The 16,677-nt window shown below is 38.3% G+C and carries 14 protein-coding genes; 9 read left to right on the top strand and 5 right to left on the bottom strand.

What is annotated here, in order from left to right; genetic code table 11:
* Positions 1-19 precede the first annotated feature (19 nt).
* Positions 20-493, top strand: coding sequence for a thioredoxin family protein (locus DBO93_RS15565; RefSeq protein WP_108457165.1), 474 nt, complete (start codon positions 20-22; stop codon positions 491-493).
* 395 nt (positions 494-888) lie between these two features.
* On the opposite strand, the gene DBO93_RS15560 is transcribed toward DBO93_RS15565, so the two are convergent.
* The gene (locus tag DBO93_RS15560; RefSeq protein ID WP_108457164.1) at positions 889-1,485 is read right to left on the bottom strand and encodes an outer membrane beta-barrel protein; all 597 of its coding nucleotides are present in this window, start codon (positions 1,483-1,485) and stop codon (positions 889-891) included.
* A gap of 87 nt (positions 1,486-1,572) precedes the next feature.
* Complete coding sequence (locus DBO93_RS15555) at positions 1,573-2,307, bottom strand: hypothetical protein (protein ID WP_108457163.1); 735 nt, start codon at positions 2,305-2,307, stop codon at positions 1,573-1,575.
* 222 nt (positions 2,308-2,529) lie between these two features.
* Between DBO93_RS15555 and DBO93_RS15550 the strand changes: the two genes are divergently transcribed.
* The 3 genes from DBO93_RS15550 (at position 2,530) to DBO93_RS15540 (ending at position 7,287) form a co-directional block, all read left to right on the top strand.
* Positions 2,530-3,588, top strand: a complete 1,059-nt coding sequence (locus DBO93_RS15550) for an efflux RND transporter periplasmic adaptor subunit (protein ID WP_108457162.1) — start codon at positions 2,530-2,532, stop codon at positions 3,586-3,588.
* On the top strand, positions 3,585-6,689 hold the full coding sequence (locus tag DBO93_RS15545) for an efflux RND transporter permease subunit (RefSeq protein WP_108457161.1): 3,105 nt from the start codon (positions 3,585-3,587) through the stop codon (positions 6,687-6,689). The genes DBO93_RS15550 and DBO93_RS15545 overlap by 4 nt, the downstream gene beginning before the upstream one ends.
* 196 nt (positions 6,690-6,885) lie before the next feature.
* Entirely contained in the window at positions 6,886-7,287 is a 402-nt protein-coding gene (locus tag DBO93_RS15540; RefSeq protein ID WP_108457160.1) for a hypothetical protein, read from the top strand.
* Positions 7,288-7,371: 84 nt separating this feature from the next.
* On the opposite strand, the gene pheA is transcribed toward DBO93_RS15540, so the two are convergent.
* The 3 genes from pheA to DBO93_RS15525 form a co-directional block, all read right to left on the bottom strand.
* A complete protein-coding gene (gene pheA, locus DBO93_RS15535) occupies positions 7,372-8,550 on the bottom strand; it encodes a prephenate dehydratase (RefSeq protein WP_108457159.1) in 1,179 nt (392 codons plus the stop codon).
* Between the two features lie 369 nt (positions 8,551-8,919).
* Complete coding sequence (locus DBO93_RS15530; RefSeq protein ID WP_108457158.1) at positions 8,920-9,303, bottom strand: MAPEG family protein; 384 nt, start codon at positions 9,301-9,303, stop codon at positions 8,920-8,922.
* Between the two features lie 28 nt (positions 9,304-9,331).
* Positions 9,332-11,764: a penicillin acylase family protein gene (locus DBO93_RS15525; protein ID WP_108457157.1), complete on the bottom strand. Its 2,433-nt coding sequence runs from the start codon at positions 11,762-11,764 to the stop codon at positions 9,332-9,334.
* A gap of 227 nt (positions 11,765-11,991) precedes the next feature.
* On the opposite strand from DBO93_RS15525, the gene DBO93_RS15520 reads away from it, so the two are divergent.
* The 5 genes from DBO93_RS15520 (at position 11,992) to DBO93_RS15500 (ending at position 16,571) form a co-directional block, all read left to right on the top strand.
* Positions 11,992-12,624, top strand: a complete 633-nt coding sequence (locus DBO93_RS15520) for a nucleotidyltransferase family protein (RefSeq protein ID WP_108457156.1) — start codon at positions 11,992-11,994, stop codon at positions 12,622-12,624.
* Positions 12,625-12,707: 83 nt separating this feature from the next.
* On the top strand, positions 12,708-13,178 hold the full coding sequence (locus DBO93_RS15515; protein ID WP_108457155.1) for a (2Fe-2S)-binding protein: 471 nt from the start codon (positions 12,708-12,710) through the stop codon (positions 13,176-13,178).
* Between the two features lie 2 nt (positions 13,179-13,180).
* On the top strand, positions 13,181-15,436 hold the full coding sequence (locus DBO93_RS15510) for a molybdopterin cofactor-binding domain-containing protein (protein ID WP_108457154.1): 2,256 nt from the start codon (positions 13,181-13,183) through the stop codon (positions 15,434-15,436).
* A gap of 166 nt (positions 15,437-15,602) precedes the next feature.
* Positions 15,603-16,154: a DUF2058 domain-containing protein gene (locus DBO93_RS15505; RefSeq protein ID WP_108457153.1), complete on the top strand. Its 552-nt coding sequence runs from the start codon at positions 15,603-15,605 to the stop codon at positions 16,152-16,154.
* A 54-nt stretch (positions 16,155-16,208) separates the two neighbouring features.
* Positions 16,209-16,571 (top strand): glutaredoxin, encoded by a 363-nt coding sequence (locus DBO93_RS15500; RefSeq protein ID WP_108457152.1) that lies wholly within the window; start codon positions 16,209-16,211, stop codon positions 16,569-16,571.
* Positions 16,572-16,677 lie beyond the last annotated feature (106 nt).

The following is a 16,677-nucleotide window of genomic DNA, read 5'->3' as shown; positions in this document are numbered from 1 at the left end:
GTGAGTGAATAGGGAACATATGAACAAACTTTCAGCGATGTTATTCAGTATTATTATGGTAGTAGTTTCTGCATGTGCTAGTAGTGAGTCGGAAAAGGTTAACTTGGCAATAGGTGAAATAAGCCAACAGCAATTATTGAGTGACTATCCATATTTTCAACAGAGTTATCGAATGTATAACTTATCGGATGAAGAAATTATGGCAATAAAACGTTGGCCAACAGATTTGCACGTTGCCGTTTACTTTGGCACCTGGTGTCACGATAGTCAGCGAGAAGTCCCGAGATTTTTAAAGATTTTAAATGAAAATATGAGCATATCATCTCGCTTAATTGGTCTTGATTATAATAAGTCAGAACCAAACGGTACGGCTAAAAACCGTGGTGTTAAGTACACACCTACTTTTATCATTTACCGAAATAACAAAGAGATTGGTCGAATTATTGAACGGCCTAAAGTATCGATAACTGCCGATATTTCAGCCATGCTATAGCTACACTTAACTGCAGTAAACTACAGTAAAATCGCATAGAATTAACATTTTATGCGATTTTTTTATGCTAATTAAATAGCAGTAACGTTAGTCGCTAAATAAAGTGTTTTAGGCAGGTGTTGTAATATAAAAGGTATGTACTATAAATGATTTGAAGTATCGACTGGCAATAAAGTCGAACAGTTTAATTGAATGGCTGTATATAAATAAACTGTTACTTCGAGCAATGTTAAATATTGTTTAAAGTAACAGTTTGAAAATCAGGTTTTTGCTCAAATTAAGCTAAGCTGCGTTAGGCTGAGTTAAGTTAGAACAAGTTACATTTAACTCAAATGTAACTTGTTATAAGAAAAGTTTAATCAGCATACTGCTTAGTAGATTTATTGTTATGGCATTTAAAACTTAATAGCAATACCAACAGCAATAGAGCTGTCTATCCATAAAGAGTTATCAAAATTTGCACTACAGAAATCTTGTTGACAAAACATGGCATCATCTTCATCAATGAGAGTCGCATAAGCTCGTAATTCTGTTACTAACGCCATTTGCTTAGAAAATTCGTAACGAGTGCCAAAAGCAACACTGGCTGAAGGGTAAACTTCATTATTACCTTGTTCAGCATCGAAATGTGCGCCACCAAAGCCTAAGCTTAATGTTGTAACGTAATTTTGCTGGCGAAATAAAGCGACGCCATTAAAGTGTGCATAAGTGATATCAAGTGAGCTCTGCTCTGCGTTTTCGCCAATAAAATCATGGCTAACACGGTTTAATAGAACTTGGCCTTGACCATTCACATTTTCTTGCCAAGCAATACCAATAGCAATATTGCTTCCTGAGTCAGTATTAATATCGCTGCTATCGCTTGCAACCAAGTCAGAACCATACATTTGCCCAGCCATAACGCTGACCTCAAGTTGATTTGCTTGCACCGCATTTGAAATAGATAAAGAGCATAGCATTGCTAATGGTATTAATTGGCTGTTCACTTTCATTACGACATATCCTATGGTTTTTATTTTTATAAACCTAGCTAAAATCAACGGTTGATTTAGCTAGGGTTTACCACTAAAGCATTAAAATTAACCAAATAAGTCGGTCAATTTCTTTTTAGCTTTTTCTTTAAGCTTTTCTTTGGCGTCATCAGTTAGCTTTTTCTTTTGTGTCTCTTTCGCTTGTTGCCAAATTTTAGATAATGCTTGTTTAACTATTTCACTACCTAGTTGGCTTGCAGGTAAACCGGCGTCACCACCAACATTGCTTAGCGTAATATCAGGCAAAGTTGCACTATGTTCTTTATTACCAAAAGCACTTAAATCAATTGTGAGTGCAGTACCTGCAAGTATAATCTTACTGACTTTAATTTTTGGTTCTGCGCCACCCGCTGTATCTTCAGCGTCAGCACCTGCTTTAGGTGTGTTGCGCTCGATTGCATCTAAAAGATCTTGAATGTTAGAGCCACCAGTTTGAGTAAACTGAACAAAAGCTTGAGGTGACTTGATAACAATTGCATCGATGATAATAGGTGTAGAGGTCAGACTCTCTAAATTAATATCAAGGGTAACTTCATCTAAGGCGAAAGCATTGGGTTGGCTATAGCTTTTAGGGTTAGCTAAATTCACACCTAAAATACTACCTGCACCACTTGAGAGTTTTATATCTACAGCTCTTACTTTTACCGTCTGTTCTGTAACTTGTGTACCAACCGTTTCAATTTGATTTTTAATATACTCGTTAAGTGAGCCATTAGCTAAAAACCAAAGTGCTCCACCACCAAGTAACAACAAAACGACAATAATTGAGGCAATAATTTTCACGAATTCAATCCTTAAATGTAAAATATGAAGCAATGGCAAGTACTGCCTATACATCATCATATGTAGGTATAATTAAATTATATCTTAATAATAACAAAGTTAATTGATTTTTTATGATTTGCGACCAAAGCCTTAAATCCTAGGCTAAGTTGTATCGAGCAATACCAGTATCTAGGTTATAGTAATACTACTGTAATTTCCGTAAATTTAGAGATTTTGATTATGTCTGCCGCTTTTAGTCGTCGTATACCCTTGTTTTTGCTAGTTGGAGTTTTAATCGCTTTAGTTATTTATTTGCAATGGCCGGAGCAGGTAACCAATAAAGTTAAACACCAACGTGTAGTGTCGGTAAAAACAACCAAAATTGCTTTAGCAGAATTTAAAGACGCTGTAGAAGCCGTTGGCACTTCACGAGCGAATGAGCAAGTTTACATCACTAGTAAATACTCAGACGTAGTTGAAGAAGTACTATTTCAAGATGGTGAAGCCGTTAAAAAAGGTGAAGTTTTAATTCGATTAAATAGTCGAGAAGAAGCTGCCAAAGTTAAAGAGTTGCAGGCTAACCTTGCAGAGTCAGTATCGCAACTTAATCGTTTTCAAGATTTATATAAACAGAAAGCAACATCTCAATCGCTAGTAGATCAACAAGAAGCACAAACTAAAGCCATTTCAGCACAGTTATTAAGCGCTCAAATAAAGCTGGCAGAATTAACGATTAAAGCACCATTTTCTGGGGTGTTAGGATTTCGTGAGATCAGCCTAGGTGCTTTAATTAATGTTGGTGATGTTATTACCAGTTTAGATGACCTGAGTCTTATCAAAGTAGACTTCTCTATCCCAGAGCGTTACCTAACTACCGTTTCTATAGGTCAGCGTATTGAAGCTACTAATACGGCTTATAATGAAGATGTATTTATTGGCGAGATTACCTCAATAGATTCTCGTGTTGATAGCATGACAAGAACCTTAAAAGTACGGGCGAAAATTCCCAACTCTGATCGTAAATTGCGTGCAGGCATGTTATTAAATTTACAAGTAGTTCGTAAAGTAGAGCAAGTATTGCAAATTCCAGAAAGTGCGGTTATTCCAATTGAAAATGACCACTTTGTATTTGTTATTGAATCAGATAAAGCCGTTAAAAAACAACTAGAAATTGGCCGTCGTTACCACGGTTTTATTGAAGTGATCAGTGGCCTTGATATGGGTGCGGTGGTCGTTATTGAAGGTGCTCTTAAATTACGAGATGGTGTAGCGGTTAATGCTATGGAGAGTAAGTCGTGATTTTATCTGATCTCTCTGTTAAACGCCCCGTTTTTGCTACCGTAATTAATTTACTCATAATCACCTTTGGTATTGTCGCATTTTTAACTTTACCGCTTCGCGAATATCCAGATATTGACCCACCTGTAGTCAGTATTAATACCACATATCCTGGCGCATCCGCAGCGATAGTTGAGAGCAAAATAACGCAAATTCTTGAAGATAGAATTAGCGGTATTGAAGGTGTTAAATCTATTAACTCTAACAGTCGAGTTGGCCGTTCTAATATTTCCATTGAATTTGAACTTGATCGTGATATTGACGCTGCTACAAACGATGTACGAGATCGAATCTCACGTGCGCTTAATAACTTACCTGACCAGGCCGAACCGCCTGAAGTCTTTAAGGCGAATGATGATGAAAGCACCATAGTTTGGTTTGTTTTACAAAGTGAAGCTATGAGTACATTACAACTTACTGACTATGCACAACGTTATATTGTTGACCGATTCTCCGTGGTAGACGGTGTTGCGCGCGTGCAAGTTGGTGGCGGAAGAACTTATGCTATGAACGTGGTGCTCAATCGAAAAGCCATGGCAGCAAGAGGTGTAACCGTTAATGATATCGAGCAAACTTTACGCGCAGAAAATGTAGAATTACCTGCTGGTAAGGTCGAATCAATTGAACGAGATTTTTCAATCAGAGTTGAACGCAGTTATCTAACCGTTGAAGACTTTGCCACTATGGTGGTGGCACGTAATGACACTAAATCGTTAGTTTACCTTGGTGATGTAGCCAAAATAGCTTTATCGGCAGAAGATGAAGAAAACATGTTTCGCGGTAATGGCAAGAACATGGTTGGTTTAGGCATTATCAAACAGTCAAAAGCTAATACTTTAGAGGTTGTTAAAGCCGCAAGAAAAGAAATGATGTCTATTCGTGGTGGCTTACCTATGGGGACAACCATTACCAACAGTTATGACTCTTCAGTATTTATTCAAGGCTCTATAGATGAAGTTTATAGTACCCTCGGCATAGCAATGCTGATGGTGGTGTTGGTTATCTTCTTGTTTTTAGGCAATGTTAGAGCAACGCTTATTCCTGCTGTTACTGTACCTGTAGCGCTTATTGGTTCTATGATGGTGCTCTCGTGGCTTGGTTTTTCTATCAATTTATTAACCTTACTCGCTATGGTCCTAGCCATCGGTTTAGTGGTTGATGATGCCATTGTGGTATTAGAGAATATTTACCGTCGAATCGAACGTGGGCAAACGCCTTTACTTGCTGCTTACGAAGGGGGCCGAGAAGTCGCCTTTGCGGTTATTGCGACTACTTTAGTGTTAGTGGCTGTATTTGTTCCTTTGATCTTTTTATCCGGAAACGTCGGCCGTTTATTTACTGAATTTGCCATTGCCATTGCAGCTGCGGTCATTTTTTCAAGCTTAACTGCACTATCGTTAACACCGATGATGTGTTCAAAAATGTTAAAGCATAAAAAGCGCAGCTCATCATTTGGTCAAAAATTAGATCAAGGCTTTACTAAGTTAGAAGCCGCTTACGGGCGATCGTTAAAGGCCAGTATTCATCAACCTTTTATGATTTTCATTGTTATTGTTTTGTCTTTATTTGCTGTTTACAGTTTATTTAATCAATTACCTTCTGAATATACCCCCAAAGAAGATAGAGGAAATTTCTTTGTTATGATGCGTGGAGCCGAGGGTGCCAGTTATGAAAATAACGTCAGAAACATGCAGCAAATCGAAGAAAAATTATTAGTACATCAACAAAGTGGTGAACTCGACCGTGTTATTGTGCGTGTGCCGGGTTTTGGTGGCGCTGGAGGTATTGCTATTGTTGGTATGCCGGCATGGAAAGATCGAGTGACTGATACTTTTCAATTTATTAATAAAATGAATGGTGAACTATCTAAAGTCACTGACGTTAGAGCGTTTGCCATGATGCGCCGAGGCTTAGGCGGAGGCGGTGGTTCTTCATCACCAGTTGAGTTTGTACTGCAGGGTAACACTTACGAAGAATTAGCAAAATGGCGCGATATTATCATTGCTAAAGCGCAAGAGAACCCAGATTTAAGTGGAATAGACAGCGATTACAAAGAAACCTACCCGCAACTATTAGTTAAAATTGACCATAGCCGAGCATTTGATCTAGGCGTTTCGGTTGGTGATATCGGCCGCACGCTTGAAACTATGTTAGGGCAGCGGCGAGTAACAAACTTTGTTGAACGTGGCGAAGAATATTATGTTGTTGTTAAAGGCGAGAAAACGGATTTCTCTAACCCCAAAGATATCGATAATATTTTTGTTCGCTCAACGGTGAGTCAACAACTGGTCCCTTTATCTAATTTGATCACTATCGAAGAGAATGCAACCTCTTCACAGTTGAATCGATTTAATCGACTACGAAGTGTCACTATTAGCGCTAATTTAGCTGATGGCTATGCACTGGGAGATGCTTTAAATTATCTAAACAATGCGGTTGCAGAGCACTTACCTGAAGAAGCACAAGTAGCCTACAAAGGTCAGTCGCAGTTATTGCAAGAGTCGGGTAACTCTATTGCCTTTATTTTTATACTTGCACTGGTAATAACCTACTTAGTTTTATCTGCTCAGTTTGAAAGTTTCATTCATCCTTTTGTGATCATGTTGACCGTGCCTTTAGCATTAGTGGGCGCGTTAGCAGGACTAAAACTGATGGGCATGAGTCTTAATATATACAGTCAAATTGGTATTGTTATGTTAATTGGTTTAGCGGCTAAAAATGGTATTTTAATCGTTGAGTTTGCTAACCAATTACGTGACAAAGGTATTGCTTTTGAAGAGGCATTAATTACCGCTGCAACTCAACGTTTAAGACCTATTGTAATGACAACATTTACTACCGTGACAACATCTATTCCATTAGTATTAGCCGTAGGGCCAGGTGCTGAAAGCAGAATGGTAATTGGTGTTGTGATCTTTGCAGGTGTTTCCCTAGCCAGTATTTTTACTTTGTTTATTGTCCCTGGGGCATATTACTGGCTTTGTAGAAATACCGGCTCACCGCAAGTTATTACTCAAGAAATTGAGCGTCAGCAAGCACAAATCGCAGACAAAAGCTTGTAGCTAAATCTCTGAGAAAGAAACCCAATTAGCAGCGATGTTAATTGGGTTTTTTCATATTAGAGCGAAAACGTCGTTTTCAGGGGAATGACTCTTTAATTTTCATACAAAGCTAAGCATAAAATTTCATCATCTTGATTAAAAAGTATACATAGGATATAAAAGAGAAAAATAATAATAATAACTTTGGGAAATAGTGATGTTTAACGTTAATAAAAAGCTCTGGTCATTCAACTTTGGTTGTTTGATTGCGGGTTCATTAGTGTGGTTGGTCCATATCGGAAATTTAGCTCCCGTGCCCAGTGTTCTTCACCCTCATACCGACTTTATTCTTGACTATTATCCTGGCTCAGTTACCGCTTTAAGCGCAAGTATTGTTAGCATACTCATGCTGATTTTTATGCATAAAGGTTTTAAATTATGTGCAAGTGAACATACATTTTGGCTATTATTACCAACCTTATCTTTTATGACATTAACCTTGCTCATTGGTCAGTTTATGTTTGCTTCAATTATGTATGCTGCTGTGCCGATATTAATTGTTTTAACTTTTAGCGCTATTGTCTTTAGGTTAAAAAGCAGAAGTCAGACCGTGAGTTAAAATTATTTGTTGTCGGTTTTTCGGTAAAACTCTAGGCAATAAAAAGGGCAGATTAACTGCCCTTAATTATTTTACAATAACGCGTTATATTATTGCGCTGCTTGGCACATTAGTTGGGCTAATATGTTCGATAGGGTAACAGCCTAAAATTTTAATGAAGTTTGTTTGCTCCGTAATTTGGCTGATCGCTTCTTGTAACGCTAAATTTTTCAAATTTGCTTCTACATCAATGTAAAACATTTCTTCCCAAGGACGTCCTTGAATAGGGCGCGACTCAAGCTTACACATATTAATGCCTTTATTTTTTAAGACTAAAAGGCATTCAACTAAAGCACCAGGTTTTTGTCCTGTTGCAATAACTAAGGTAGTTTTAGCCGGTATTTGCTCTGCAACATCAATAGGCTTGCGAGCGACTAGAATAAAACGGCTATGGTTTTCGGCTTGATTAGCAATTGATTTTTCCAAGGCGTGTAATTGATATAAGTTGCCGCCTTCTTCACTGCCAATAACTGCCACAGTATCATCTTGTAACTCGTAAACTTTAGCCATGGCATCAGCTGTACTCTCACAATATTCAATACGAATGTCGCTTTGTTTATCAAGAAAGTTACTGCATTGAGCGAATGGTTGACCATGTGCATAAATAGTTTTTATTTTATTCAATTTTGTATTTACGGCAGTAAGTAAGCAGTGCTCAATAGGCTGCGTTATTTCACCAACAATCGATAAATTAGTATGTTGGAGTACATCATAAACTTCATTAATGCTTCCAGAACTGGTGTTTTCTATTGGCAACATACCATAGTCTACAGAGCCTGATTCTACCTGCTGCATAATTTCAGCAAAGCTTTGACAGCCGCTTTCAATAATTTTTTCTGCGCGGCGAGAAAAGTAACGATGACTTGCTAGGTAACTGTAAGAGCCTTTATCACCTAAAAAGGCAACACTAACGGTAGGCTCTTGCATGTTTGGGTTAGCCAAAGTTTGCAAGTAAGCTTGTTGATTTAATACCGAATCTTCAATAATAGTTTGAAAAACACTGGTTACGTAATGAGCATCTAAACCTAATAACTTACCTTGTGTAATTAAGCGGATCAGCAACTCTTGCTCTCGTTGTTGATCTCTTACAGGGCGAATGAGATGAGCTTTGCTTTTTGCAACATTTAACGTTAGAGCACGGCGCTCAGCAAACAGGCTAAGTAGCTGCTGATCAAGGGTGGTAATCTTTTCACGTATTTTGGTTAAATCTAATGCTTCGTTCACCGTGTTTTCCTAATAAGTTGATATGAATTTAATAACTGCAATTATGATGTTTTAGTAACGGCTATTATTAATAGTTGTTTGTCACGATTACTAAAATTAAAAAACCTCCAAAAGGAGGTTTTTCTTGAATGCCAAAACCTAAAGCGCGCTCAGTAAACTGAGAAAAAGAAAGTATTAAAGAGAAAAAATGGTTTTGTCATTTGCATAGCTTTACTTTAGCCACCATCACGCAAGAGTACAACCGTTTCTTTATGCCAATTTTCAACTAATTCGGTAAAAAAAGCTTATAGCCTAAATTTAACGGTAAGTATTTCAGTCGCGTTAAACTCAAGCTTGGAGTGTTAAGGGGACTTCTGCCTTTCGTTTAACCTAAATACATAAGTAGATAATAGTAAAAGAGCTAATAATACCTATGGCCCAGAGTAAACTGCGAATCACACCAACATTGATTAAATACGCAACGTGATACAACACACGAGCAACAACATGTGTAATCGCTAGTTGTTCAATAAAAATACCGGTGTTTTGTGTTGCTATGGCTAACAATACCGCAGGAGCAAATATAATCAGGGATTCGAAGGCATTTTGATGAGCGGCGAAAGCTCTTGCTCCACAGCCAGTCAGTTTTGCTTGTTGGGCTCGAGGGTGATTATTGTCGTAGCCACCCAGTTTATTCATAGCAATAGCAACAGGAACTTTAGCTATGTAAGGGAGTAAAGCTGCGATAAATAAACAAATGATTAATGTGGTCATAATGCTTCCTAAGTTAGTGAGTTATTTGTTAATAAGTGAGTAAGGTTAGTGTGTATTTGCTAGCACCTGGCAGAAAAGGCGTAGCTTCTCCTTTTATCCAACTTTCATGACCTAAACCATAATATGGACTCCAAGGGTGACCTGACTGGCTGGTAGGCATATGAAAAATACCTGTTTCTTCATGCCCAGGAGAAACAGCCATGCGTTGTGAGGCACCAAAAGATTGGCCTTGTACTCTTGGCATATAGCTATCACCGGGTAATTCAATTTCGGGCATATCAAGCCATTGACCAATAAAGGGCACAGCAAGGCTTAACGGATGTTGGATTTTACTGATATTTTGTTTACCCCAAGTCGCATTTGCGAGTGTGTTTGATTTTGTCATTTCAGCCAGGGTGGTTTCTAGACTTGCTTCAAATAACGCTTCCCAACTGTCAAAACCACGCCAGAGAAAATTCTCGGGTTGCTGGTTAACTAATTGCCATAAAGGAGTTTCTATTTGGTGACGAATCGTATTAAAACTATAGCTTTTGTCAACATTAGTCATATTTTCATTGAAAATATCAAAAAGTTTATCTCTAAGATTTAATCTAAAACTCCTGACCAAACGATAAGCAACAGAGTCTGTGCTGGCAGATAAGTTTTCAATATCAATAATATCTTTAATCTCATGCCATGCCTGATGCTTGGCTAGCATGGTGTCATTGAGAACTTGTGTTAACAGAAAGTCTTGCCACCGTAATAAAAATATTGCGCTATCATCTAAGGCTATATTGAGTAAAGCCTGTTCATCAAAAGAGGTTTTGGCTTCAAGGTTTTGCTTTATTTGCGAAGATCTCGCGCCAATAGCATAGCCTCCATTACCGATTGTTTTTAGCATATTTGCACCAACCACACGGGAATTAGCCGTCCATAAACGTGAATTATTAGGGTTGATGATTTTGGGGTACTTTGCAGGTGGTAATGGTTCAAGCCATTTGTTTTCTCCACTGGCCCATGACGTTGGTATTTCACCAAACGAAGCGCTGCGCTGCGGTATTGGTCCCATAATGGTCCAAGCAATATTACCTTGCTTGTCACCTACCATTAAGTTTTGAGCTGGCATTCCAGAGCGTGCGGCAATAGCCACGGCTTGATTTACATTTTGGGCGGTTTCGAGTTCTGTTATCACCATATTAACTGCCGCATTGTCATGAGCAATCCATTTATATGCTAATAAATCTCCTTGTTCATTTTCACCGATTACAGGGCCCCAAATAGTATCAGACACTGTAATATCAATGGCATCTTGGTCTTTTACCGCGATAATTTGTTTACGTTTTATAAAGCTTTGGTAGCCATCAGGCGTTAAGTATTGGCTTTTATCTGCATTAGTTTCAAGCACAATAACATCGCTCCAATCACCATAGCTATTGGTAAAACCCCAAGCAATATGGCCATTGCTACCAATAATTATGTTTGGAGTGCCGGGTAATGTAGCACCAGTAACTTTTACTTTAATATCATTAAGATCTTGGTACTCAAAAGAAGCCCTAAACCATGTGTTGGGTACTCGAATGCCTAAGTGCATATCGTTAGCAACAATGGCACTGCCAGTGGTACTAAGTTTACCGCTAACCGCCCAGTTATTTGATCCTGGAAACGTTTCGCTTTGTGTTGAGCTTTCGCTGTTTAGCGGTGATGAAATAGCGACAGAAAAAGCTTCGCCATTCAGTTTTTTGTTTATTTGAGCTATATGTTCGCTAGACGCTGAGGGCCAAGGGGCTTTGGGCAATGGTGACGGCGAAAACATAGTGCCATCTATTGCTGCATCCCATTGGCTGCCTTTTGGGTTAAGAAATGCAAATACTTCAGAACTTAATACAGAGTGCAGTAAACCTAAAGTTCTTTCACGTTTACCATCTTGATATTGTAAGTCGATATACATGCTGAACACACTCAGAATAGTATCTTCTTCTTGCCATTCTACTGGCGCTTGGCGTAGCAATAAATATTCAAAAGGTGCCGCTTTAAGAAATTTCAATCCTTGGTTTACGCCGCGAGTATAAGCTTTTAGTAATGCTGAATCAGAGTCGGATAGTTGATTGACTATAACGCTAGCGCGCTCTCTGAAACGGTGGCGACGAATTTCACTATCATAATCGATAGCAGCTGCGCCAAATAAGCTGGAAAGTTCTCCTGCTGAGTTTCTCCGTAATAAATCCATTTGGAAAAAACGTTCTTGGGCGTGAATAAAACCTGTTGCTAAGGCTATATCTAAACGGTTAGCCGCTTTTATCGTCGCAACTCCCTGAATATCTCGCTCAACGACAGCGCTCGCTGATAAGCCATACAATGTTTGTTTACCGTCTAATTGCGGTAGTGCACTGTCAATCTGGCTATATATCCAGGTACCTGAAGTCGCAAGGACTAAAAGAAGAATAAATAGCATACCGATTAATATGTTTTTTAAATGTTTCATTAAGGTAAAATGCCAAAATATAGATAAGTTAGAGTACCTTAAAACAATTGAAGTTTGAATCTTGAACTTCATCCTTTTTCGGTATTTATATTTTAATTCTGTGCTGCATACTATTTTGTTATTAACCTGAGTTATGGCTTATCATTACTACACTGGTTTTATTCGGTATTACAATTTAGACTGGTTACCAATCAAAGAGTTAAGTTGATGAAAGAGAGTCGTTGACGATGATCAATTGTGAAAATAATAATATTGCTATTATAATGTTAGCTGCAGGGCAGTCTTCTCGCTTAGGGCAAATGAAGCAATTAATCACGATTAAAGATAAAAGCTTGTTAGAATGGCAGTTAGAGCAAGCGTTAACAGTGTCTAACAAGGTTTATTGTGTGTTAGGTTTTAATGCCGAAGAGGTTAAATCTCGCATTGATCATTTACCAATACACACGGTAATTAATAAAGCATTCTCAACTGGCATGGCATCATCAATTGCTGCCGGTGTTGAGGCTTTGGCATTAGATATAAAAGCCGTTATGATCGTGTTAGTTGACCAATGGCAATTAACATCGAATGACTTGATCCACCATATATCGTGTTGGAAAAATAGCTCTCATGCTATTGCTATTGCTGTTGCACAAAGTAAAAATTTGATTGGGGTCGATGATAGAGAAAAAATTGGCCCGCCAGTTATATTTCCACAAATTTATTTCAAAGAGTTAACAAAGTTAACCGGTACGCAAGGCGCAAAGCCCTTATTAGAGAAATATCAACACAACTTATTAAAAGTGCCATTAGCTCAGGCTTTTATTGATTTGGATACACCTGAGCAATTAAGTAATATGTATAAAGAACTCGGAATATAAAAACATTTTAGTCGGCATGATAAAGCACGTATTCTGCCTTTCGCTAATGTAAGTGAAGATAAAAAATTAAAGGAAAAGATTACATGATCACCTTAAATATCAACGGTAAAGAGCATCAGTTTAATGATGATGGCAATATGCCATTGTTGTGGGTATTAAGAGATATTTTAAAATATACCGGCACTAAATATGGTTGCGGTAAAGGCTTGTGTGGCGCATGTACTGTCCACGTAGATGGCCAACCTATTCGCTCTTGTGTTATGCCAGTATCTGCACTTGCTAATCAAAAAATCACCACGATTGAAGGATTGTCAGAGCTGGGAGATCATCCGGTTCAACAAGCTTGGCAAGATTTAAATGTGCCTCAGTGTGGTTATTGTCAATCAGGACAAATAATGTCGGCAGTTGCGTTGTTAGAACGTGAACCTAATCCTAATGATGAAGAAATAGAACTTGCCATGAGTGGTAATATTTGTCGTTGTGGGACTTATCAAAGAATCAAACAAGCTATTCATCTTGCCGCTGATTTAGCCACTGAAGTTAAAGGAAGCTAACCATGAAACATATTGAAAATGTTAGCCGTCGTGGCTTCTTAAAAAAACTGGGTATTAGTTCAACGGCATTAGTGTTGGGCGTGCAATTACCGTCAATGCTTACTATTCCAAAAGCGTTAGCCGCTGTTACTGGTTCAGATACATTCTCACCGAGTGTTTATGTGCAAATCGGTGCTGATAACATTGTTAGTGTTGTCGTGCATAGATCTGAAATGGGACAAGGGATCAGAACAAGTATTCCGATGATTGTTGCCGATGAAATAGGCGCTGATTGGCAACAAATAGCGGTTGTACAAGGTTTAGGTGATAAAAAGTATGGGAGCCAAAATACAGACGGTTCGCGTTCTGTAAGACGTTTCTATCAACCGTTGCGTGAAGCTGGCGCGGCAGCCCGTATGATGTTGCAGCAGGCAGCAGCTCAGCAATGGCAAGTAGATGTTAGTGAAACTACTGCAGAAAACAGTACTATTGTGCATAAAAAATCAGGCCGAGTATTACCATTTGGTAGCTTAGTTTCAGCAGCGAGTAAATTAAAACTACCTGAACAGTCGGCATTGATATTAAAAGCCAAGAAAGATTTCAATCTTATTGGTAAGTCTGATGTGGCACTAGTTGATGGTAAGAAAATAGCTACCGGTGCTACCACCTATGGTTTTGATGTTGAACTCGACAACATGCAATATGCCGTTATTGCTAGGCCACCGGTACTAGGCGCTAAAGTTAAGTCGTTTAATAGCGAAGCTGCAAAAGCGATAGCAGGTGTTATTGATGTAGTGCAAATGCCTGATCTTGAAGAGCCTGCGATATTTAAGCCACTAGGTGGCGTTGCGGTGATCGCAAAAAATACCTGGGCAGCAATAAAAGGTCGTGAAGCATTAGACATTAAATGGCATGAGAGTGAGCATCAAAGTTATAACAGCGAAGAATATAAAAAAGCGCTAGCCAACAGTTGTGATAATCCAGCGAAAACTTTACGCAGTAAAGGTAACGTAGATAAAGCACTTGTTGACGCTAAACAAGTGATTACAGCGTCATATTATGTACCAGAATTAATTCATGTGCCGATGGAACCACCAGCCGCAGCCGCACATTTTCATGATGGCATATTCGATATTTGGGCTTGTACACAAACACCACAATCAGCACAAGGCACTGTGGCTCAAATTCTGGGTGTAGCGCCTGAAAAGGTTAATATTAACGTTACTTTGCTCGGTGGAGGCTTTGGTCGTAAATCTAAGCCTGACTTCGTTGTAGAAGCCGCACTATTGTCAAAACAGTTAAATGTGCCAATTAAAGTTATGTGGACACGTGAAGATGAAGTTAAAAATGGCTACTACCATGCGGTTAGTTATCAAAAGTTAGTTGCTGGCATTGATGAGAATAACCAAGTTACTGCTTGGCAACATCATGTTGCTGAGCCACCAATTGGCTCAACATTTAGTAAAGGTGCCGACTTAATTGGCTCAGAAGCAAGTTTAGGCTTTATTGATATGCCTTATGATATTGCTAATGTAAGTTGTGCTATTGGTAAAGCACCAGCACATACTCGGATCGGTTGGATGCGCTCAGTCACCAATATAAACCACGTATTTGCGATTAGTTCATTTATTGATGAACTAGCACAAGCCAAAGGTGTCGACAGTAAGGACAACTTAATAGCCATGCTAGGTGCTGATCGAAAAATCGATTTTGCTAAAGAGAATGCAGACTATAGCAACTACGGTGAAACGCTAGAGAAGTTTCCTGTAGATACTGCTCGCATGAAAGCCGTGATCGAAAGAGTAAGTAAAATGGCGAAATGGGGCAGAAAATTGCCTAAAGGCCATGGTCTTGGCATTGCAATGCACCGAAGTTTTGTTAGCTACGTTGCTTGTATTGTTGAGGTTTCAGAAAACAGTGATGGAAAAATTAAAGTTAATGATGTGTGGATGGCGGTAGATTGTGGTTTAGCCGTAAATCCTGAGCGTATTCGCTCGCAAATGGAAGGCGCGGCTATTTTTGCTTTATCGTTAACCTTCTTCAGTGAATTAACAGCAAAAAATGGTGTTATCGAACAAAATAATTTCGACAGTTATCAAGTGGCTCGTATTGCAGATGCACCCACTACACATGTTGAAATTATTGAAAGTGATGCGCCTCCGGGTGGTGTAGGTGAGCCTGGCGTTCCGCCTATCGCTCCGGCTATTTGTAATGCTATATTTAATGCCACAGGTAAACGTTATAGAGAATTACCTTTGAAAAAATATGGTATTGTTTAATTAAATAGCTAAAAGTTAAGTCAATATAGTTTGGCTTAAGTTTTATTCAACACTTTAAAAAGCAGCAACTTCGCTGCTTTTTTATTGAATGCTGTTAAATAATCAATGAACTGATAAAATAGCACGCATATAAACATTCAATAAGTATTCTAGCGCAGGAAAATAGATGGCTTCTTTACAAGATCAATTGTTAAAAGCAGGTTTAACAACCAAACAAAAAGCACGACAGGCAAATAGTGATAAACGTAAATCAGGCAAGCAAAAGCGCAGTGGCGTAAAAATTGATGCCAGCTTACAAGAGCAAGTAAAACAAGATCTTGAGTTAGCAAAAAAAGAAAAACTTGCCCGTGATATTGCCTTGAATAATGAGAAAAAGTTAGCTTTAGTTGCAAAAGAGCAACAACTAAGAATTCTACAAATTTTAAAGCACCATCAAGTAACCAATGTGAATGGTGAAGCAGAATACAATTACACTTTTAATAGCAAAATTAAGAAGTTATTTGTAGATAATGTAGCCCACAAAGCCCTCGTTAATGGTCGTTTAGCTTTATGTGGTATTGATGATACTACTTACATTGTAACGGCAGAAACGGCAGAAAAAGTGTCGAGTTTAGACCCTAGCGTAATTTTGGTGCAAAACACTAAAAGCACTGAAGACGTTATTGCTGAAGATGACCCTTATGCAGAATTTCAAATCCCAGATGATATGATGTGGTAATTACAGCATTTCATTTTTTTAGTTTATTTACTTAACTGTGAGCACAACCCTATTATGTTTTTAATTCGTTGGCCGATTGGCCGTTTAATTTTGTTATTAAATTTTATATTTTCACCAAGTGCGCCAAAACGCTCGCCACAATTACAAAAAGAAGTCGATGAAAGTACCGCGCACTTAAGCTTGTATCAACTACCTGCGTGTCCATTTTGTGTTAAAACTCGTCGAGCGATTAAGCGATTAGGCTTAAATATTGAATTACGTAATATTAACCAAAATGAGCAATACCGAGAAGAGTTGATTAAAGAAGGCGGAAAAAGAACCGTACCTTGTTTAAAAATAACTCAGGAAGACCAATCAATTATCTGGATGTATGAATCAAGTGACATTATTGCTTATCTAGAGAAGTACGCTCGCTAAGCCAGTTTTTCTAATTGATTTAATTTTATTAAGAATTTTTTTGCCTGTTTCATGGTCTATGTTTACTGACCGGATTAAATAACTTTCGCTTTGTGATCTATTATTT

The organism is Colwellia sp. Arc7-D (assembly GCF_003061515.1).
In the GTDB taxonomy this organism is placed as follows: domain Bacteria; phylum Pseudomonadota; class Gammaproteobacteria; order Enterobacterales; family Alteromonadaceae; genus Cognaticolwellia.
This window is presented reverse-complemented; position numbering and strand designations above follow the sequence as displayed.

Excerpts from the sequence above, each read along its gene's own strand:
- DBO93_RS15565 (WP_108457165.1), top strand. The coding sequence starts at position 20 with ATGAACAAACTTTCAGCGATGTTATTCAGTATTATTATGGTAGTAGTT.
- DBO93_RS15510 (WP_108457154.1), top strand. The coding sequence starts at position 13,181 with ATGAAACATATTGAAAATGTTAGCCGTCGTGGCTTCTTAAAAAAACTG.
- DBO93_RS15525 (WP_108457157.1), bottom strand. The coding sequence starts at position 11,764 with ATGAAACATTTAAAAAACATATTAATCGGTATGCTATTTATTCTTCTT.
- DBO93_RS15500 (WP_108457152.1), top strand. The coding sequence starts at position 16,209 with ATGTTTTTAATTCGTTGGCCGATTGGCCGTTTAATTTTGTTATTAAAT.
- DBO93_RS15540 (WP_108457160.1), top strand. The coding sequence starts at position 6,886 with ATGTTTAACGTTAATAAAAAGCTCTGGTCATTCAACTTTGGTTGTTTG.
- DBO93_RS15550 (WP_108457162.1), top strand. The coding sequence starts at position 2,530 with ATGTCTGCCGCTTTTAGTCGTCGTATACCCTTGTTTTTGCTAGTTGGA.
- DBO93_RS15505 (WP_108457153.1), top strand. The coding sequence starts at position 15,603 with ATGGCTTCTTTACAAGATCAATTGTTAAAAGCAGGTTTAACAACCAAA.
- DBO93_RS15520 (WP_108457156.1), top strand. The coding sequence starts at position 11,992 with ATGATCAATTGTGAAAATAATAATATTGCTATTATAATGTTAGCTGCA.
- DBO93_RS15515 (WP_108457155.1), top strand. The coding sequence starts at position 12,708 with ATGATCACCTTAAATATCAACGGTAAAGAGCATCAGTTTAATGATGAT.
- DBO93_RS15530 (WP_108457158.1), bottom strand. The coding sequence starts at position 9,303 with ATGACCACATTAATCATTTGTTTATTTATCGCAGCTTTACTCCCTTAC.
- DBO93_RS15560 (WP_108457164.1), bottom strand. The coding sequence starts at position 1,485 with ATGAAAGTGAACAGCCAATTAATACCATTAGCAATGCTATGCTCTTTA.